The 21,127-nt window shown below is 37.8% G+C and carries 19 protein-coding genes; 4 read left to right on the top strand and 15 right to left on the bottom strand.

Annotated elements, in window-relative coordinates:
- Positions 1-26 precede the first annotated feature (26 nt).
- The 5 genes from H5968_RS07970 to H5968_RS07950 all read right to left on the bottom strand — a co-directional run bounded on the left by H5968_RS07970 (position 27) and on the right by H5968_RS07950 (position 4,513).
- Positions 27-344 (bottom strand): hypothetical protein, encoded by a 318-nt coding sequence (locus tag H5968_RS07970; protein ID WP_187039509.1) that lies wholly within the window; start codon positions 342-344, stop codon positions 27-29.
- 67 nt (positions 345-411) lie between these two features.
- Positions 412-471 (bottom strand): hypothetical protein, encoded by a 60-nt coding sequence (locus H5968_RS25570; RefSeq protein WP_242027421.1) that lies wholly within the window; start codon positions 469-471, stop codon positions 412-414.
- Between the two features lie 137 nt (positions 472-608).
- Complete coding sequence (locus tag H5968_RS07960) at positions 609-902, bottom strand: UPF0175 family protein (protein ID WP_187039508.1); 294 nt, start codon at positions 900-902, stop codon at positions 609-611.
- Positions 903-1,074: 172 nt separating this feature from the next.
- Positions 1,075-3,336, bottom strand: coding sequence for a class I SAM-dependent DNA methyltransferase (locus tag H5968_RS07955; RefSeq protein ID WP_187039507.1), 2,262 nt, complete (start codon positions 3,334-3,336; stop codon positions 1,075-1,077).
- A 682-nt stretch (positions 3,337-4,018) separates the two neighbouring features.
- Complete coding sequence (locus H5968_RS07950; RefSeq protein WP_187039506.1) at positions 4,019-4,513, bottom strand: NUDIX hydrolase; 495 nt, start codon at positions 4,511-4,513, stop codon at positions 4,019-4,021.
- Between the two features lie 778 nt (positions 4,514-5,291).
- On the opposite strand from H5968_RS07950, the gene H5968_RS07945 reads away from it, so the two are divergent.
- Entirely contained in the window at positions 5,292-5,462 is a 171-nt protein-coding gene (locus tag H5968_RS07945) for a hypothetical protein (RefSeq protein WP_187039505.1), read from the top strand.
- 209 nt (positions 5,463-5,671) lie between these two features.
- Here the strand turns inward: H5968_RS07945 and argH are convergent, their stop codons facing one another.
- The 7 genes from argH to trmD all read right to left on the bottom strand — a co-directional run bounded on the left by argH (position 5,672) and on the right by trmD (position 12,394).
- Positions 5,672-7,054, bottom strand: a complete 1,383-nt coding sequence (argH, locus tag H5968_RS07940) for an argininosuccinate lyase (protein ID WP_187039504.1) — start codon at positions 7,052-7,054, stop codon at positions 5,672-5,674.
- Positions 7,055-7,179: 125 nt separating this feature from the next.
- Positions 7,180-7,392: a hypothetical protein gene (locus H5968_RS07935; RefSeq protein WP_187039503.1), complete on the bottom strand. Its 213-nt coding sequence runs from the start codon at positions 7,390-7,392 to the stop codon at positions 7,180-7,182.
- A gap of 91 nt (positions 7,393-7,483) precedes the next feature.
- Positions 7,484-8,278: a nickel pincer cofactor biosynthesis protein LarB gene (gene larB, locus H5968_RS07930; RefSeq protein ID WP_187039502.1), complete on the bottom strand. Its 795-nt coding sequence runs from the start codon at positions 8,276-8,278 to the stop codon at positions 7,484-7,486.
- Positions 8,279-8,538: 260 nt separating this feature from the next.
- On the bottom strand, positions 8,539-10,326 hold the full coding sequence (locus H5968_RS07925; protein ID WP_187039501.1) for an ABC transporter substrate-binding protein: 1,788 nt from the start codon (positions 10,324-10,326) through the stop codon (positions 8,539-8,541).
- A gap of 59 nt (positions 10,327-10,385) precedes the next feature.
- Positions 10,386-10,979, bottom strand: coding sequence for a hypothetical protein (locus H5968_RS07920; protein WP_187039500.1), 594 nt, complete (start codon positions 10,977-10,979; stop codon positions 10,386-10,388).
- Between the two features lie 19 nt (positions 10,980-10,998).
- A complete protein-coding gene (ispF, locus tag H5968_RS07915; protein ID WP_187039499.1) occupies positions 10,999-11,481 on the bottom strand; it encodes a 2-C-methyl-D-erythritol 2,4-cyclodiphosphate synthase in 483 nt (160 codons plus the stop codon).
- Positions 11,482-11,683: 202 nt separating this feature from the next.
- Entirely contained in the window at positions 11,684-12,394 is a 711-nt protein-coding gene (gene trmD, locus H5968_RS07905; protein WP_187039498.1) for a tRNA (guanosine(37)-N1)-methyltransferase TrmD, read from the bottom strand.
- Between the two features lie 704 nt (positions 12,395-13,098).
- Here trmD and H5968_RS07900 point away from each other — a divergent pair.
- The 3 genes from H5968_RS07900 to H5968_RS07890 all read left to right on the top strand — a co-directional run bounded on the left by H5968_RS07900 (position 13,099) and on the right by H5968_RS07890 (position 17,683).
- Positions 13,099-13,962 carry a cyanophycinase gene (locus H5968_RS07900; RefSeq protein ID WP_187039497.1) on the top strand — a complete coding sequence of 288 codons (864 nt, stop codon included), beginning with the start codon at positions 13,099-13,101 and terminating at the stop codon, positions 13,960-13,962.
- Between the two features lie 171 nt (positions 13,963-14,133).
- Positions 14,134-16,836 (top strand): cyanophycin synthetase, encoded by a 2,703-nt coding sequence (gene cphA, locus H5968_RS07895; RefSeq protein WP_187039540.1) that lies wholly within the window; start codon positions 14,134-14,136, stop codon positions 16,834-16,836.
- A gap of 478 nt (positions 16,837-17,314) precedes the next feature.
- Positions 17,315-17,683, top strand: a complete 369-nt coding sequence (locus H5968_RS07890) for a type II toxin-antitoxin system HigA family antitoxin (protein ID WP_187039496.1) — start codon at positions 17,315-17,317, stop codon at positions 17,681-17,683.
- Here the strand turns inward: H5968_RS07890 and H5968_RS07885 are convergent.
- The 3 genes from H5968_RS07885 to H5968_RS07875 form a co-directional block, all read right to left on the bottom strand.
- The gene (locus H5968_RS07885) at positions 17,667-17,882 is read right to left on the bottom strand and encodes an antitoxin (RefSeq protein ID WP_187039495.1); all 216 of its coding nucleotides are present in this window, start codon (positions 17,880-17,882) and stop codon (positions 17,667-17,669) included. The two genes, H5968_RS07890 and H5968_RS07885, sit on opposite strands and share 17 nt — an antisense overlap.
- Positions 17,883-17,888: 6 nt before the next feature.
- Positions 17,889-18,974 carry an RNA-binding domain-containing protein gene (locus tag H5968_RS07880; protein ID WP_187039494.1) on the bottom strand — a complete coding sequence of 362 codons (1,086 nt, stop codon included), beginning with the start codon at positions 18,972-18,974 and terminating at the stop codon, positions 17,889-17,891.
- A 98-nt stretch (positions 18,975-19,072) separates the two neighbouring features.
- Positions 19,073-21,127: tetratricopeptide repeat protein (locus H5968_RS07875; RefSeq protein ID WP_187039493.1), on the bottom strand; the 2,055-nt coding region annotated here is incomplete at its 5' end.

Genomic DNA, 21,127 nt, shown 5'->3' with positions numbered 1-21,127 from the left:
TATCTAATAAATAAACTAAAGAATTTTTATTCATTAAACACCCCAACTAAATCATCATCCCTATCTTCATAAATCCCTAGTTCATCAATATTAAAATCAATATCCGCACAAGCACCAGATAAATTGAGTATTCCTTTAGTATGCAGCATATTCTTTTGTTTTAAAAACTCCTGTAATTCAGCTTCAGAGAAAAAGTTAAGCATCTCCTTCATTTCCTGAAAATCAATTAAACCTTCCCGCAAAGCATCTAAGACAAGATTGGCAATGATTTTTTGTGGTAAATTACCCCATTCATTTTGAATCTTATCTGTTAAATTATCTGGTAAATCTATGGTGATTTGCATAATTATAAAATCTCCCTAATCTATTTTTTTATTATACCTGAACAAATACCCTACTTCTTTTTTATTCTTACTCCTGTTCCTGTACCAAAGTCAAAACTTGTACATAAAGTCTGTCAGAAATTCTCATTCCCTGTGCTTGCATCTCATCTAAAACACCTTGAACACCTGGGGAATAATAACTTTACCAAAAAGTTTGGGTAATAAATCAAGATGATTTACCTTAGCTAATTCACTAATTGGCGTAGTATCAGAAACGATTATCATTTAATAATTATGTTGATTTAAAATTAATTTTGCTAATTCTGCTTGTTCTACTTCTTGACGTAATTCATCCAAGGTTTGAGAATCATCAAAAAGAGAAATACCCCATCTTTTCATCATTTCTATGACTTCTAAACGAGAAATGCCCAGAATTTTACCAGCCCTACCACTGGTAATTTCTCCTACTTCTAATAATGTCATTACATAACCTTCCTTGGCTTTTTGTAAAGCCTTTTGTCTGACTGCTTCTGAAAGCTGAATACTTTCTAATTGTTCATCTAAAATCACTAATGCCATTACTAAAATCTCCCCAATCTATCTTTTAATTTTACAGCATATTCTAGGGACAAGATGAAAACTTTTATTAACAATCTTCCATCATACCCAGATCCCCGACTTCTACCATTAATTAATAATTTCTGGACAAGAATATTAAAGAAGTCGGGGATCTTAATTCTGCTACTACAACCTATACCACTTCCCCTAACATCGCCATAATATCCGTTTCCAAAGATTTAATATCATCCTCAATTGCATCTAAATTTCTGGGTGGTTGATATACATAAAAATGGCGATTTAAAGGAATTTCATACCCTACCTTAGTTTTATCAAAATCAATCCAAGCATCTGGAACATGGGGTAAAACTTCTTTTTCTAAATATTCTTGACAGTGGTTGTCTACTAACTTAATCAATTCATTGACACTCGCTTTGTCTCCATATTCCAAAGGTAAAGGTAAGGGAATATTATCTGGTAAAGGAACAATTTCTGTATCACGTAAATTACTATCAGGTTCAGGATTTCCTTTAGCATCTGTACAAATTTCTGCTTGTGGATCTGTTTCTCCTAATGCTGCTAAAATGGCTTTTTTTACAGGTGCTTTTAATGTCAATCCTGCCTTTTTTAACACTTTATTTAAATCTGTTTCCAACTCTGTACGGGATAAATACAGTTTATCAGCTTGCATATTTTGCAAAGCATCAATAATCTGTGATTGGAGATTTTTACCCTCTAATATTTCTAACTGTTGTACTTTTTCATCTTTGCGCTTTTTAGTAGTAGCTAAATTTTGAAACGCTGTTTGTTCCCATAATCTCCCTAAACGTTCCTCGCTTACCTGAAAATTTAATCTTAATGGACGTTCCACAGTAATCTTTAAAAAACCAAATTCCCGATTATCAAATATCTTAGAACATACTCGCTGTTCTATTTGTCCATCTGTTTCTACTTCACTAATACCATTGTGGTGAAAATCTCCATATAATCGCACCAGTTCGGTAATATGTGCGGGGGATAATTCATTGCGCTTATTACCAAGACTCTTTTTCATTTTCTGGTAATGTTTTGTACCATCAATAAGCTGGACTTTACCTTTTCTATGATCCGCTTTTTTATTAGTAACTAACCAAATATAAGTGAAAATTCCGGTGTTATAAAACATCTGATCAGGTAATGCAACTACCGCTTCTAACCAGTCATTTTCAATGATCCACCTTCTAATATTACTTTCACCACTTCCCGCATCTCCTGTAAATAAAGGTGAACCATTAAAAACAATGGCAATTCTTGAACCGTCTCCCCCTTCCTCTGGTGGTTTGTGCATTTTTGATATCTTATGTTGCAGGAACAACAATGAACCATCATTAATGCGTGGTAAACCTGCGCCAAATCTGCCATTAAATCCTAAGCTTTCATATTCATCTTGCACAAAATCTTGCTCTGGTTTCCATTCTACTCCAAAGGGAGGATTGGCAAACATATAATGAAATTTTTTATCAGGATGTCCGTCCTGGGGTAAGAAGTTATTACTTTTAGCTTTGGCGTTTTTTACTCCCAAGGTGTCGCCATAAATAATATTATCAATGGGTTCATCTTTAATCAGTAAATCTGCACAACAAATAGCATAGGATTCGGGGTTATATTCTTGCCCAAATAATCCTAAGTTAGCTTGGGGATTCTGATTTTTAATATGTTCTTCTGCTACTGATAACATTCCCCCTGTTCCGGCTGTGGGGTCATAAATAGAACGATAAATACCTTGTTTAAAAACATCTTGTTCATCACAAAAAACCAAATTTACCATCAAGCGAATTACTTCACGGGGTGTAAAGTGGTCTCCCGCTTCTTCGTTTGCTTGTTCATTAAATTTTCTCACCAATTCTTCAAATAAATAACCCATTTGTAGGTTAGAAAGTTTCTCTGGTGATACATCTATTTCTGGTTTACAAAGTTCTTTAATCACTAAATACAAGCGATTACTTTCATCGAGTTTTTCTATTTCCGCATCAAAATCAAATTTTTCAAATATATCTCGCGCCCTGGGGGAGAAACCATTGATATAATTGCGTAAGTTACTGGTAATGCCATCTGGGTCACTCAATAAACTTACATATTGGGGAATATAGTTAGGTTCTGTGGATGAGGTGTCAGATGTATTAAATGTGAACTTGCTGAGATTGTATAAAGGTTGAGTTCTCTCTGTACCTGTGGCAACTTTGGCGATCGCTTTTTCTAGTGCGTCTCCTTTTATCCCCATTCCCTCATATTTTACTTGGGCTTCCAGTACAGCTTTCTTGGTTGGTTCTAATACCGCATCTAATCGCCGCAACACTATCAAAGGTAACATCACCCGCCGATATTGGGGAGGGCGGTAAGGTCCCCGGAGTTTGTCGGCTATACTCCAAATCAAACCGACTAACTCTTGATGATTTGTATTTGCTGTAGTTGTCACTTTAGTAATTTTTAGTAATTGAGTAATTGAGTAATTGAGTAATTGAGTAATTGAGCAAGTCCTAAGTTGACAATTTCATAGACAAAACTATACTTATATTGACAAAAATCAATATATTTTTAGGAAAAAATCAACTACTTGATATATAATACAGTGATATCAAGTATTGAATTGAGACTATTGCCGACGCGAAAACCAAGCAATGATGGTGGTAGTCTTTTTCAGAAACTTAATTGGAACACAATCGCGTCTGGCTAAGGCGTGAAAGTCTACTGAGGGATAACTGCTCCCATGCTCCCGTTGAAGTAGAAAGTAAAGTCTAGTTTTGTCTAGGTTTTATATAGCAGTAATAAAATTAGAGCGAAGTTAAGCTGTTGTGCCTTTAACTTGAATAATTAATACAAGCAAGATGCTTGTGCTACTGTAAGTTCAGGTTTTTTGATTATACAGTTTAGCTAGTTTTAGGGATAGTTTGTTGGGTTTTGTTCCTTAACCCAACCTACAAGATCAGCGATCGCATTTCAGATTGAAGTTAAGCTGTTATGCAGCTAAACTGTATAATCTTAATATTCTTAAGTCTTGTGGAACAGGCATCTTGCCTGTTAACCTTATATAAATTAAATGCACAACAGCTTATTTATTAATTGGTAAAGAAAATTAATGACTAATGACTAATTACCAATTATGCCAAAGTTGTTAAACCTTGTAAATAATCTTCTAACTGTCTAGCGTGATCATGAGACATTTGAGGTTGAGGTAAAGAACTAGGATCAAAAGCTTGAATTTCTAACACTTCTAAATTATCTTCAACTTTCATTTCTCCTTGTACTTCTGCTTCTACCACAATACAAATAGAATGAATTCTTGGATCTCTATCTGGTGCAGAATATACCCCTACCAAACGCCGAATTTTTAATAATTCTAGTCCAGTTTCTTCTTTTAATTCTCGACAAACTGCACTAGCAATATCCTCTCCCCAGTCTATCATTCCTCCCGGTAAAGACCAACAACCATCATCACTGCGACGAATCAAAACAATTCTACCATCAGGTAAAATGGGAATCACGCTAGTACCAGTAATGGGATGGCGAAAAATAATACCCAATACTGTTTTTCCAACGTGCCATAAGCTACCAATAGATTTAATTAATGAACTAAAAAAAGCCAGAATATTCAATCTTCAAATTCTTATTTTGTAATTGTTAATTGGCGAACACTTGATAGAAATGTAACTCACAAAAGATGATTTTCGTTTTTTTTATACAACTCTATCAAGTATTAGGTTTATTATTCTGCTATATAAAACCTAGACAAAACTAGACTTTACTTTCTACTTCAACGGGAGCATGGGAGCAGTTATCCCTCAGTAGACTTTCACGCCTTAGCCAGACGCGATTGTGTTCCAATTAAGTTTCTGAAAAAGACTACCACCATCATTGCTTGGTTTTCGCGTCGGCAATAGTCTCAATTCAATACTTGATATCACCGTATTTATTATATATCAAGTAGTTGATTTTTTCCTAAAAATATATTGATTTTTGTCAATACAAGTATAGTTTTGTCTATGAAATTGTCAACTTAGGACTTGCTCATGGTCATTCTGAGAATCAGTCAATTTTAACATCTGCTGTCAGTAATTGCCTAACTGCTTAAACTCCTTAAACTCCTTAAACTCCTAACTCCTTGAACTCCTGACTCCTTGAACTCCTGACTCCTTGAACTCCTGACTCCTTGAACTCCTGACTCCTTGAACTCCTGACTCCTGACTCCTTGAACTCCTGACTCATAAGAAAAATTATGATCAATCCGGCTTGACATACCTCCATTAAATAAGGTAGACTAGGATACTGTTTCAACTATTTTCATTTCTACACTAGGCTGAAAGTGTATCAATAACATCGGTAACTGGATATTGCCTGAGTGTAGGTTTTTTGTTGTTTATTCATGAGGTGAATATGGCCAAGCGCCGTAACCCGAAAAAAGAAAAGGCGCTACGGAACCAGGCTTATGCCAGGAAGTTTCGTAAACGGACTACTACAGGAAGAATGCAAAGACGGTTCCAACAAAGACCACCTAAGAGTGAAGATGAAGAAACAGGGGCAGCAGCAATGGACGCTGCTGATTAATTTGACTGTTTGAATATTTACTCTTTGAATATTTACTCTGGAATTAATTTGCTATGTTTGGGCGTACATTTATTTTTATCTGTACGCCCTTGTTTTTGGGATGCAGAAGGCAAAAGGCAGAAGGCAAAAGGCAGAAGGCAACAGTTTATTTTTTTCCCAATCACCAATCACCAATCACCAATCACCCATCACCAATTACCAATTTATTGTTATAAAATTTGAGTACGTGCAGCAATGAGCGCCTGTTTAACTTGCTCAAAGCCTGTACCACCGTAACTATTACGGGCTGCAACTACTTGACGGGGTGATATGGCTTCATAAATATCTTCTGCAAAGGCGGGGTGTATTTGTTGCCATTCTTGCAAGGTTAAATCTTTCAGCAGTTTACCAGCAGCGATACTGGTTTTCACGACTTTACCAACGATATTATAAGCTTCCCTAAAAGGTACTCCCCGCGCTGCTAAATAGTCTGCGACATCGGTAGCATTAGAAAAGTCTTCTGCTACTGCTTGTGCTAGGCGTTGGGGTCGAAATTCTAAACCTTCTTGCATTAATATAGTCATAGCCTCTAAACAGGCTTTAACTGTGTTCACAGCATCAAAAATACCTTCTTTGTCTTCTTGCAAGTCTTTGTTATATGCCAGGGGTAAACCTTTCATAATTACTAACATGGACTGAAGATGACCAAAAACACGCCCTGTTTTTCCGCGCACTAATTCTGGTACGTCGGGGTTTTTCTTTTGGGGCATGATGCTAGAACCTGTGGCACAGCTATCTTTGAGGGTGACAAAGCGAAATTCTTCTGATGCCCACAGGATCACTTCTTCCGAAAGACGGCTGAGGTGAACCATGATCATACTCGCTGCACAGAGAAATTCTATGGCAAAATCGCGATCGCTGACTCCATCTAAGCTATTAGCATAAATATCATCAAAATGCAATAGTTTTGCTGTGTAATGTCTGTCAATGGGAAAAGTCGTTCCCGCTAAAGCACCACAACCCAAGGGGGAAATATTCACTCGTTTGTAAACATCTCCTAAACGTTCCCAGTCCCGTTGTGCCATCTGCAAGTATGCTAAGAGGTGATGGGCTAAACTCAGCGGTTGGGCGCGTTGAAGGTGGGTATAGCCAGGAATGAGGGTTTCAACGTTGTTTTCCGCTATATCTAGTAATACTTTTTGAAATTCCCTTAAATATCGGCGAATTTGTTGAATTTGGTCGCGTAAATAAAGTCTTGTATCTGTTCCTACTTGGTCATTACGAGAACGGGCGGTATGTAGCTTTTTACCGACATCGCCAATAATTTCTGTAAGTCGCTTTTCTACAGCAAAATGCACATCTTCGGCATCAATACCAGGTTGAAATTTACCTTCTCGGTATTCTTGCCTAATTTGTTCTAAACCTGTAACTAATTGCTCTCCTTCTTCTGGGGAAATAATTCCTGTGTGAGCCAGCATTTGAGCATGAGCTTGAGAACCAGTGATGTCATATTCTATGAGTTCAATGTCAAAACTGATACTGGCATTAAAACGAGCGATCGCTGGATGTAGAGCGGTTTCAAACCGCTGGCTCCAAGTTTGTTTTTCGGTCATAAATTAGAAAGGAGAGGTAATAACAATTTGTGATTTTAGACTTTGAATGAATATCAATTCCAAATCTAAAATCTAAAATCTAAAATCTAAAATCTAAAATCTAAAATCTAAAATCCAAAATTCATTCAACCGTAAGTTGTTAAACTCTTAAACATATAGCCGATAACCATCCCAATTAACATTGCCCAAACTTGACCTGTTTTAACAAAGTTATTCCAAGCATTTTGCATCTGTCCTAAAACATCTGGGTCTTGTATCTTAGTAGCTACAAAGTTAATATCAATGTGTATATTTCCCAAAAGGGAAAACAGTGTATCATGAAAATGCAAATATTCCATAATCTCTTTACCAAACGGGTGATCAGCTTATTGAATTAGCAGTAATTGATCCAATCAGCAGTTACCGAAATTATACGCAGTTTTCACTGTATTAACCTAACTCTTTATCCGATGCCAAGCGTAATTTCTCGGAAGTTCGCAAAATTTGTCCTGCTAACACCGCTGCACCAAAGCCATTATCAATATTAACTACACCAATACCTGCTGCACAAGAATTAAGCATTGTTAACAAAGGAGCTAAACCGCCAAAACTTGCACCATAACCGATGCTAGTAGGAACAGCAATCACTGGACAATCTGCTAAACCTGCAACTACACTTGGTAAAGCGCCTTCCATACCCGCCACAACAATTAATACAGATGCAGAATTAAGCAAATGACGATTATTTAATAAGCGGTGAATACCTGCCACACCCACATCCCAAAGACGTTGTACCCGAAAACCATATAATTGGGCAGTCATAGCAGCTTCTTCAGCGACGGGTAAATCAGCAGTACCAGCAGAAACTATACCTATTTCTCCGGGAAAACGCGGTTGAATTTCATGGGGAATAATCGCACAAATCCTTGCTAATTCAAAGTATTGTAAACCTCTGACTTTTTTTTGCAGGATAGAATATACATCTGGTTGAATACGAGTGGCCATGACTACGGAAGTACGATGACGCATCACTTCCATAATTTGAGCAATTTGCTCAGGAGTTTTACCAGGACCCCAAATAACTTCGGGGAAACCGGTTCTTAAATGACGATGATGATCGATTTTGGCAAACTCACCCACAGATTCATAAGCTAAATCTTTGAGAGATTCAAAAGCTGTATCTGGGGAAATTGTACCATTAGCAACAGATTCTAATAGAGATTTTAAATTTTCAGGTTGACTCACAGCAGTTTTTTGGGGAATGGGGAATAGGGAATAGGGAATGGGGAATAGGGAATAGGGAATGGGGAATAGGGAATAGGGAATAGGGAATAGGGAATAGGGAATAGGGAATGGGGTAATAGATAATTATTTATCACCAATCACCAGTCACCAGTCACCAGTCACCAGTCACCAGTCACCAGTCACCAGTCACCAGTCACCAATCACCAGTCACCAGTCACCAGTCACCAGTCACCAGTCACCAGTCACCAGTCACCAGTCACCTACTTTGTAATTTTAATTTCATAAATGTTCCAGAAAGCACCACCCAAAGCAGAATATTTAATTCCTGCGAACTTATTTCTTACTGCTCCTAGTGAATAGGGATTTACCAAATAAATAAAGGGTAAATTCTCCTGTGTTATTTTTTGACTTTCAGCATAAATTTCCTTGACCTTCGCTTCATCAAATTCTTGAGCGCCTTGAATATAAAGTTGATGTATCTTTGCTTCCCAAGGTGCAACTTCCCAACCTTGAATTGGTTTTTGTCCTGGTTGGGGTTTTTGGTTAAACATATGTAAACCACCTTCAGGAGACCAAACATTTGCACCGTCATTGGGTTCTAAACCACCTGTTAAACCTAACAACGATGCTTCCCAATCTAAAGTATTAGAAAGTTTATCTAGAAAAGTATTCCATGCTAAAGGTGTGAAATCAACTTGAATACCTATTTTACTCAAATCTTGTTTAATTTGCGAACCCATTGCTTCACGGATTTTATTACCTGCATTGGTAAGTAAAGCAAATCTCACCCGGTTTCCTTGTGCATCTTCTAATTGATTTTGTGCATTGTATTTAAAACCAGATTTGAGTAGTAATTCCTTAGCTTTTTCAGGATTGTAATTATAAACTCTTAATCCTTGTTCTGGAGTGAGATAATAAGGACTTTGCACAGAAATCGGCGAATTTTGCATTTGACCTAAACCACGAAAAGTATTGTTAATCATGGTTTTTCGATCAATTGCGTAAGCTATAGCTTGACGAAATTCCACACTATTAAACCAACGTGATTTAATCGGATCAACAAGGGGTTTACCATTTCTTTTACCTTTATTCAAATTGAAAGAAATGAAACTTGTACTTGATGAAGGACCTCCATTATAAATTTGGAAATTACCTTGTTTTTCTTGTGCTTTTAGCAAAGAAAAATAATCAGGTGTCACCCCTACAAAGTCTAACCCACCAGAACGAAATTGCAGTAAAGATGTATCTGTAGATTCAACAATTTGCCAAATAATACGCTCAATATAAGGTTGGGATTGACCTTGTGCATCTTTACGCCAATAATAGGGATTACGACGGAAAAGTATCCGTTGACTGGTATCGTAACGTTCTACTTTATAAGGTCCATTGACAATAATTTGCTCAGGTGGAGTATCTACACCCCACATTGTTAGAAATTTAGGTTTACCATCTTGATCTTTTGTTTTTACCGATTCTCTTAATACATGAGCAGGTAAAATAGCAGCACCAGCACTTTGTAAGAATGGTCTAAAAGGTTCGGGTACACTAAATTCTACTCTTTTATTATCAACTTTTCTCACGGTTGGTAATTTGCGATCTTTTCCAATTCTCAAAATATCTCTCACATCAGTGGGAATGTCTTCATTCAGATAAATATCGTTATAGGTAAAGACGACATCATCAACGGTTAATGGTTTACCATCTGACCATTTTAAATTATCCTTTAAAGTGAAGGTAATTTTGAGTTTATCTTCGGAAACTTCCCAGGATTCAGCTAAATTTGGTTCTAGTTCACCCGTAATAGGATTTTGGCTAATTAGTCCCTCATAAGTATAACCGAAAATATTAGGTGATTCGGAACTGAGGGCATAGTTAAAGGTTTTGGGATCGCTGAGTATACTGGTGATTAATTGTGGTACTTTTTGAGTTGCATTACTTTTGAAGTTGCTGGGGTTACAACCTGTGATTGATAATGCTGTAAATGACAGGATGGTGATGAGTAATAAAAGGCGTGTTGTGTGATTGAGAATGTTTTTATTGAATTTCATAATTTTTTTCACAAAATATAACCACAAAATCTAATATAACCACAAAATCTCAATACTATTTAGGTTGATGAACGGGAATTATTAAACCAGTCGAGAAAATGCTGTGTCATTGTCAAATATCTGATTCCTGCTTGTTCTAAAGCATTTTTAACTTCTGATGTACCAAAGTCTTTACTATTATTACTAATAAATGCTTTATTTTCTTGAGGATATAATTGAGCATGATCTAGGATAGATTGTAATATTAAATTATAAATTATAAATATTGTTTTCTCGCCAAATTCTGAATCATAATGGCTGAGAATTTTTCCTGTATTTAATGATATCTCTGGCTTGACAAATACGCCCTTAATAGATTTAAAAACCTTAATTTCTGTTAGATTTGCTATATTAGCAAATCTAGGGTTTTCCTGAGAGTTTTGTAAATATAGGTTGCTGACTTTTGATAAATTATTTTCATGATTTTTCAGAATTTCTTGCGTTGTGATATCTACTAATAATGCAATTTGCTGATTTTGATCTAAGACAATAATATCTGGAGAAGGTAGTTGAAATAAACTTTCTATTTTTTCTGGTGAATCAACTTGATTATTCCAAATATTAGAAATTAGTCTGATTTTAACTAATTCTTCAGGTTTATCTAAACTAAACATTTTCTCATCCTCCTATTAACTAATCACCAGCCACTAACAAAACCACAGCATAAGCGCAAATACCTTCTTCTCTACCTGTAGGACCCAATTTTTCATTAGTAGTAGCTTTGACACCAACTTGATTTGGTTCTAGTTGTAAAACTGCTGCTAATTTATCTCGCATTGTAGCAATATGGGGTTTTAATTTGGGGCGTTCTGCAACAACAACAGAATCAATATTGCCAATTTTCCAACCTTGATCAATAATTAACTGGTTTACCTGTTTTAATAACACAAGACTATCAGCGCCTTTCCATTGGGGATCACTGGGGGGGAAATAATGGCCAATATCTCCTAAAGATAAAGCTCCCAGCATTGCGTCCATAATGGCGTGAGTGAGAACATCAGCATCACTGTGTCCTAACAAACCGAGTTCATGGGGAATGTGAACACCACCCAAAATTAAAGGGCGATCGCTCACCAATCTGTGAATATCGTAGCCGTTACCAATTCTGATGTTCATAAAAAATAGAAGTTCAGGAGTCAGGAGTCAGGAGTCAGGAGTCAGGAGTCAGGAGTCAGGAGTCACCAGTCACCAGTCCCCAGTCACCAGTCACCAGTCACCAGTCACCAGTCACCAGTCCCCAGTCACCAGTCACCAGTCACCAGTCCCCAGTCACCAGTCACCAGTCACCAGTCCCCAGTCACCAGTCCCCAGTCCCCAGTCACCAGTCACCAGTCCCCTGTTCCCTCTCTTGTTGCCATTTTTCCAGCAAATCGGGACGACGGGAAGCGGTGCGTTGAATTTGTTGTTGAAAACGCCATTTGGCAATTTCCGCATGATTACCACTGAGTAGCACATTTGGGACTTTCCAACCGCGAAAATTGGCAGGACGGGTATACTGGGGAAAATCTAATAAACCTTCCTCAAAACTTTCAGCCTTGAGAGATTCTACCTTACCTACAGTTCCCGGTAGTAAGCGTACAACGCCATTTAATAACGCCATCGCCGGAATTTCGCCACCGGTGAGGATAAAATCACCCAAAGATACTTCACGAGTGACTAAATTTAGCACTCTTTCATCTACCCCTTCATAATGTCCACAAATCACCACCAATTGGTCATAATTTGTTGCTAATTCTCGCAGCAGGGGCTGATTTATTGTTTCACCTTGGGGACTCATCAAAATTACCTCTCGACGGGGTAAAATCGGCAAAGATTCCACAGATGCAAAAATCGGTTCAGGCTTCATCAGCATCCCCACACCACCGCCGTAGGGTTCATCATCTACCTTACGATGTTTATCTGTGGTAAAATCCCTGGGATTAACCAGATGTACTTCAGCAATCTGCTTGGCTAGGGCTTTGCCCAAAAGACCAGATCCCAGAACTGAACTAAAACTATCAGGAAAAAGTGTAACTATATCAAAACGCACAATAAATCGTATTTAATGACACTAAGATGAGATTGGGACATTTAACGTAAATTACCAATGAGGCACAAGGCACAAGACAGAAGGCACAAGGCAGAACGTAAGTAAATATTTCTCCCCATCTTCCCATCTTTCTATCTTCCCATCTTTATCCCATTAAGAGTTCCTGTGAAGTCAGGAGGAGGTAATACTAGAGATAAACCGGAGCTATAGTATCTAAAAGTACCAGAATTCTTATCTTTTTGGTGGGAGCAAAAGTTTTTCTAATTACTTAATTTATGTTTAAATATTGTCACAACTAAATTTAAATTAATAATCCCACCAAAGTTAACAACTTCCAGGATGTATCGAGCCAACTTCAGAAAAAAGAGTGTCAAGACCTGCTTTCGCCCCCAAAACTAAAGGGTAAACCCAGCCTGAAAGCACTATTATTCTACCACTCTGGAATCAGCAGAAAGGTGAAAAACAAGGCGCTGGTGATGAGGAACAGTAACGGACATGACAGAACTTAAACTTCATCTGCGTTTAAGGAAAAGTTGGAGAGTCAAATTTAGCAACTCTGAAACTGATCACAAGTGTCCTCTTAAAAAAGCAAAGGGCGAAAAGAAACAGGCGACTAAACCTGATTAAATTCACAAGCCATTCGCCACAAGCCTGGGAAACCTTTAAAGGCGATGGTTCCTGAAGTTGTTGACCACAGAAACACAATGCAGCAATTAAAAGCTAAATCGCTGGAAATGAGGACACCCCAAGCAACTAAAACCGCCGTTCTAGTTATCGGAGGCGCAGAAGACAAAGTTCACGGACGCGAAATCTTGCGGACTTTTGTTGCTCGTGCTGGTGCTAGTAAGGCATATATTACAATTGTTCCATCTGCCTCCCGCGAACCAGCCATCATTGGTGGTCGGTATATTCGCATTTTTGAAGAAATGGGTGCGGAAAAGGTTGAGATTTTAGACATTCGTGAACGCGAACAATGCGACAACTCTCAAATTCAGGCATCCTTAGAAGCCTGTACTGGGGTCTTTTTAACAGGGGGAGATCAATTGCGCCTCTGTGGAGTTCTGTCAGATACACCGGCAATGGATATTATCCGCCAGCGGGTGCGAGCAGGACAACTGACTTTAGCAGGAACGAGTGCGGGGGCAGCAGTCATGGGACATCACATGATTGCAGGTGGAGGTAGTGGGGAAACGCCCAATCGTTCCCTGGTTGATATGGCCACAGGTTTAGGATTTATTCCTGAAGTTATCGTCGATCAACACTTTCACAACCGCAATCGCATGGGAAGATTGATTAGTGCGATCGCAGCCCATCCAGATCGTCTTGGTATTGGCATTGATGAAGATACTTGTGCTGTGTTTGAACGTGATGGTTGGTTGCAAGTATTAGGTAAAGGTAGCGTCACAATTGTTGATCCTACAGAACTTACCCATACTAACGAACCCCATGTTAGTGCTAACGAACCATTAACTGTACATAATTTACGTCTACATATCCTCAGTTACGGAGATCGCTTCCATCTTTACCAACGTACTGTTTTACCCGCTGTGCATCGGATCTCCAGCTGACGGGATAGAGTATCTGAGGTTACACTGGTTGACCGCGTATTTATTTGTTGTTACCAAAAAAAATAGACAAATACTATCTAAAAAGAAAAAACTGTTTATAGTGAACAGTTTAGCGGTCAATTTCAGTAAGAAACTAGAATTTTGGTTCCGAATCTCCATCTACCTATTCCCATGAGAATCCTCAAGATCCAGACCTTACGCGGCCCAAACTATTGGAGCATTCGACGCCATAAACTAATCGTCATGCGCCTTGATTTGGAAAATCTTGCCGAAACACCCTCAAATCAAATCCCAGGCTTTTATGAAGGATTAGTTGAAGCCCTACCAAGTCTGGAGGGTCACTATTGTTCACCGGGCTGTCGTGGTGGTTTTCTGATGCGTGTACGAGAAGGCACCATGATGGGTCATATCGTAGAACACGTAGCTTTAGAACTCCAGGAACTAGCTGGAATGCACGTAGGTTTCGGCCGTACCCGTGAGACTGCCACTCCTGGAGTTTACCAGGTAGTGATTGAGTACTTAAATGAAGAAGCGGGACGTTATGCGGGACGTGCAGCAGTGCGGCTTTGTCAAAGCATTGTTGACCGGGGTCGTTATCCTAAAGCCGAGTTAGAGCAGGATATTCAAGACCTTAAAGACTTTTGGCGTGATGCTTCCCTTGGTCCTTCTACAGAAGCAATAGTCAAAGAAGCAGAAAAAAGAGGTATTCCTTGGATGCCTCTAGCCGCCAGGTTTCTGATTCAACTCGGCTATGGTGTGAATCAAAAACGGATGCAGGCCACAATGACCGATAAAACAGGCATTCTCGGTGTAGAATTAGCTTGTGATAAAGAAGCCACCAAACGCATCCTCGCTACCAATGGTGTACCAGTACCCAGAGGTACGGTGATTAACTTCTTGGATGATTTGGAAGAAGCCATTGAATATGTGGGCGGTTATCCTATAGTCATCAAACCTCTAGATGGCAATCATGGACGTGGTATCACCATTGATATCAGAAATTGGGATGAAGCTGAAGCAGGCTATGACGCGGCTAGACAGGTTTCCCGTTCTATTATTGTGGAACGGTATTATGTTGGGCGTGACCATCGGGTGTTAGTGGTAGATGGTAAAGTTGTAGCTGTAGCGGAACGAGTTCCCGCTCATGTAGTTGGTGATGGTAAATCCACTATTGCTGAATTGGTTGATGAAACCAATAAAGACCCAAATCGCGGTGAAGGTCATGATAATGTCCTGACTAAAATTGAGTTAGATCGTACCAGCTACCAGCTATTAGAAAGACAAGGTTACACCGTTAATAGTGTGCCTCCCAAGGGGCAAATTTGTTATCTGCGGGCAACGGCTAACCTGAGTACAGGTGGTATTGCTGTAGACCGTACCGACGAAATTCACCCGGAAAATGTCTGGTTAGCACAACGGGTAGTGAAAATCATTGGTTTGGATATTGCAGGTTTGGATGTCGTCACTACGGATATTAGCCGTCCGCTGAGAGAAATGGATGGTGTGATCGTGGAAGTTAACGCCGCCCCTGGTTTTCGGATGCACGTTGCTCCCAGTGTGGGTACTCCCCGCAATGTTGCCGGCGCAGTCATGGATATGCTGTTCCCCAACGAAAAACCGAGCCGTCTTCCTATCCTCAGTGTCACTGGTACTAATGGTAAAACTACTACAACTCGTCTGTTAGCACACATTTATAAGCAAACAGGTAAAGTTGTCGGTTATACCACAACAGATGGTACTTATATCGGTGATTTCTTGGTGGAAGCTGGAGATAACACGGGTCCCCAAAGCGCCCATGTGATCCTGCAAGATCCGACTGTGGAGGTGGCTGTATTAGAATCGGCACGGGGCGGTATTCTCCGTTCTGGGTTAGGTTTTGATGCGGCTAATGTGGGTGTGGTGTTAAATGTGGCTGCTGACCATTTAGGTATCGGTGATATTGATACTATTGAACAGTTAGCAAACCTGAAAAGTGTAGTTGCTGAAGCGGTGTTTCCTGATGGTTATGCAGTTCTCAATGCTGATGATACCAGAGTAGCAGCGATGGCAGAAAAAACAAAAGCCAATATTGCCTACTTCACCATGAATCCTGACTCGGAACTGGTGCGAAAGCACATCCAGAAGGGAGGAGTAGCGGCAGTATATGAAAATGGTTATCTGTCAATTGTTAAAGGCGATTGGACACATCGGATAGAAAGAGCAGAAAATATACCCTTAACAATGGGCGGAAAAGCGCCGTTTATGATTGCCAATGCTTTAGCAGCAAGTTTGGCAGCTTTTGTACAGAATGTGAGTATTGAACAAATTCGTTCTGGTTTGAGGACTTTCCGCGCTTCAGTGAGTCAAACACCAGGACGGATGAATTTGTTTAATTTGGGTAAATATCATGCTTTGGTAGATTATGCCCACAACCCTGCTAGTTATGAAGCTGTGGGATCTTTTGTTCGTAACTGGACAAGTGGACAGCGCATAGGTGTAGTTGGGGGACCGGGCGATCGCCGGGATGAAGATTTTGTCATTCTGGGTAAATTAGCAGCTGATATTTTTGACTACATCATTGTGAAAGAAGATGATGACACTAGAGGCAGACCACGGGGATCAGCCGCAGATTTGATTATTCAAGGCATTAATCAGGCTAAACCTAATTGCCGTTATGAATCAATTCTGGATGAAACCCAAGCCATTAATAAAGGTTTGGATATGGCTCCTGATGGTAGTCTGGTGGTGATTTTACCGGAAAGTGTGAGTCGTGCTATTCGGTTGATTAAGGTGCGGGGTGTACAGGAAGAAATTCAGCCACAAAGCGCAAATACTACGATTAATGATTCCCAAAATGGGGTAGCACCTTCTTCCGTGGTTAATACCCTACTCTAATTTGCGGTAGGGATAATTTATGAATTGTCCCTACTGTTGATTTTTCTTGGTGTTTTTGGTTCGTCTGGTTGTCGGTTTTTTTGTCTGAATCAGGATGTCTGGTTACTGAGCGACTTGTACTGAGCCTGTACTGAGCCTGTCCTGAGCCTGTCCTGAGCGGTGTCGAAGGGCGGTGTCGAAGGGCGGTGTCGAAGGGCGCAGTCGAAGTAAGTCGAAGTACAGGATGTAAGGATTTACAGGATGATCAAAGATATCAACTATATTATTGATTGTAGTGATTTTTTTGTCTGAATCAGGATGTCTGGTTACTGAGCGAAGTCGAAGTACAGGATTTCAGGATTTTCAGGATGATGAAAGATATAAATTATATTATTGATTGTAGTGATTTTTTTGTCTGAATCAGGATGTCTGGTTACTGAGCGACTTGTACTGAGCGCAGTCGAAGTAAGTCGAAGTACAGGATTTCAGGATTTACAGGATGGGAAAGGATATAAATTATGCTATTGATCGTAATGAATATCAATCAGCATTACAAGAAGTTGAACGGCTTTTCTTTAACAAAAATAGAACCACAGAAGAAGATGCTTTATATGATTTATTAGTGATGTTGGTAGAAAAATATGAAACTGAAAATCATCCTTTAGAACCAGCAAAACCTCTACAAGTTTTACAACATTTGATGGAAGAAAGGGGAATGAATGAAGCAGATTTATTAAATATTTTAGGTCTTAAAGAAGGTGATCAGGAAATAGTCAATGCTATCCTTAAAGGTGATTGTAATATCAATGCAGAACAAGCTGAAGTTTTAGGTAAATATTTTTATGTTCCGTCTAAGTTATTTGTTTGATTATTGATAATTTGTGTTGATTTTCCACACATTCACGCAGATAAAGATGAATTAATTTTACATAAGAAATGCCAGTTTCTTGAGCTATTTCTTCAAAGTATTCAATTACATCCTGTTCTAAATCAATTGTGATTTGTTTTTTCAACTGTTTAGAATAGGGATTTTTAATAGATTGAGAAAAATCATAATTTTCTCTCATATTATATCAACTCTTGATATTGTTTTTGTTCTGATTTAAACAAAATTCTACTGTTGCTGAAATATCAAGAGATTTTGAGGTATTACCAGCACGAATATAGAGTTCTGATTTTTTATCTTTACCTTGCATCACAGCTATTATATCTGATTTTCTGACATCAATTGCACATACTGTTTTACTGTCTATTGTCTCAAATCTGACCGTAACTAATGACATAAAACCAGCACCAATGTACGTACAAATTAGATGTACAATTGTCTGCTCAAATTGATCTAGAGAACCTTTGGAAAGTATCACTAAATCTTGCTCTAAACCAAAAATATTACCATCATCTTCAACTCCAATAATTAAAGTTCCACCTTCAGAATTGAGAAAAGCAGCAATAGTTTTAAGGACACTAAATTTTAAATCCTCATTTTTACGATTTTGTCTAACATCCCATTGCAAAGTGCTTTTATATTCTAGTTTCGGACTTTCTGGTAATTTTATAAGTTGAGAAATTGGTTGTAAATCACCTATTTTTCTAATAGTAGTTAAAAACCGTCTTAATTTTCGTTCCTCAAGTAATGCGTTGAGGGTATCTTCATTATCTGCTGTTTCAATCACAGTTTTATTAATAACTGCAATATATTTACCCCAATAGTCTTTTTCTAAAATTTCCAGATTTTCAGTTATCCATTGTTCATTGTGAACATTACCCCACCGATTAAAATAGGTAATAGCTTCTTGGATAGAATCGTGGAGAGCATCAAAAACATTACCCCGCATGGTTTTAGAAATATAGTCCCATGCTTGCAATTTAAAAGCATTCCGACAATCTACCACATTATCATTAGCAGTGAGGATAATCACCACTGATGAAAGATTACGTGCTTTTACCTCTTCCAAAATCACAAATCCACTGTTATCTTGCTCCATTCGCATATCAGCAATTATGACATCAAAAGGATCACATAACTTTTCTGTTGCTTCAACTACACTAGAAGCAGTCTGAATCTGACGATAACCATAATCATTTAACCACTCTATAAGTTGAGTGAGGTAGCCAGAATTATCTTCCACCAATAGCAAATGAATATTTTTAGTCTGCATAATTCTATAATTTTCAGAGATTTAAAAATGACACAAAGCAAATTATACTATATTCCTAGTATAACCTGATAGTGTGACTTATATCAAATTTAACACAATTAAGTATTTTTGCTTTCTGTATAAGGAATATAGATTTTAAATCTAGCTCCTTTCCATCCAGTTTCTTGGATGTGTCCGTTCATCTGTATTAATGTTTTGCGGATAATGAATAATCCTAAACCACTACCATGACCTTCACTAGCGGTAGTTTTTAAAGGTTGAAATATCCAATCTTTTTTATCTGGGGGAACTCCTTGACCATTATCATTAAACTCAATTAATAGATATTTTTGCTCACCAGGAATATTAGCACCACGGATTCCCGGAGGATTGATAATATCCTCTGTAGATATGGAGATGTTTAAATCTAGTTTTTTAGCATTGTGTTTGAGGGAATTTTCTACTAATTCATTTAAAATACTTTTGATCTTTTCTTCATCACCATTAAACTCTGAATCACCATTTTTAATATCCAGAGTAATAGAAGCATTATCAATATGAGGGTTAGCTTCCCATTTTTCAAATAGTTTTTTGATTTTAAAATGATGATTTTTAATTTTAATCCCTTCATTAATGGCTTTGAGATCATTAAGAGCAATTTGAGTAAATTCTAGTTGTGTTAATAGTTTCTCAAATTGCTTATAGTGAGGGTCATCAACAGCAAGTTTTCTCATTGCACGTCTAGTTTTAGACTCAATAATTGCTAACTGATTATTAACAAAATCAGAAATATCGTGAGCAGTTTTGGAAATAATTGCTATAATTTGCTCGTATTCATCATTAGCAATAGTGGAAATTTGGGATTTTTCTAATGCTCGACGACGGTTAACTTCTTCAAATACATCCTCAATATCATTAATAATACCTGTAAGTAAGGGATCTTCTGTTTGAGAAAAACGCAAAATCCGGTAAGCAATGCCTTTGAGAATACTGATTTCATTAGCAATTTTATGATAAATTGCTCGATTTAGTATTTCGGTGTCATTCACACCACTTTGATAATCAGATTTGACCATTTTAAAATATTCTTCTTCACTTAAATTTAGTGACAACATCTCCAGTGCTTGAGAATAGCGTGGTGATTCTTCAGCAATTTGTTGTAACATCTTCATAGCAGTTTCATTATAAGGATTATGAGCGAGAATACTTCTAGCACTGGATAGTATTGACTTCTCTTTATCATCTGAGTTAGCAAGTGCTAAGTTAAAATACTTATTTCCTTGTTCGTAAGATTGAAGACAATAATAAAGTCTTCCTAAAGTAATATGAATAACATTTATATGATATTGGGGGAGACTATCAAAATCTATCGCTTGCAGTTGAGATATGGCATCTGTGTATTTACCCAAATGTTCTAGACATCTAGCGTATATAAAAGATATGTAATTATTAGATTTTATTTGTAAAAATCTCTCAAAAATATCACAAGCTTTTTCATAATTTCCCGACTCAGCTAAGGCTTTACCATAGCTAGTTAATGCTATTATATTATCAGGATTAATATTTAAAGACCTCTCAAAAATATCACAAGCTTTTTCATAATTTCCCGACTCAGCTAAGGCTTTACCATAGCTAGTTAATGCTATTATATCATCAGGATTAATTTTTAAAGACCTCTCAAAAATATCACAAGCTTTTTCATAATTTCCCGACTCAGCTAAGGCTTTACCATAGCTAGTTAATGCTATTATATCATCAGGATTAATTTTTAAAGACCTCTCAAAAATATCACAAGCTTTTTCATAATTTCCCGACTCAGCTAAGGCTTTACCATAGCTAGTTAATGCTATTATATCATCAGGATTAATTTTTAAAGACCTCTCAAAAATATCACAAGCTTTTTCATAATTTCCCGACTCAGCTAAGGCTTTACCATAGCTAGTTAATGCTATTATATCATCAGGATTAATTTTTAAAGACCTCTCAAAAATATCACAAGCTTTTTCATAATTTCCCGACTCAGCTAAGGCTTTACCATAGCTAGTTAATGCTATTATATCATCAGGATTAATTTTTAAAGACCTCTCAAAAATATCACAAGCTTTTTCATAATTTCCCGACTCAGCTAAGGCTTTACCATAGCTAGTTAATGCTATTATATTATCAGGATTAAT

Origin of the sequence: Sphaerospermopsis sp. LEGE 00249 (assembly GCF_014299995.1) — a bacterium.
Lineage (GTDB): Bacteria > Cyanobacteriota > Cyanobacteriia > Cyanobacteriales > Nostocaceae > Sphaerospermopsis > Sphaerospermopsis kisseleviana.
The sequence above is the reverse complement of the archived record's forward strand: the minus strand, read 5'-3'. Positions and strand labels throughout refer to the sequence as shown.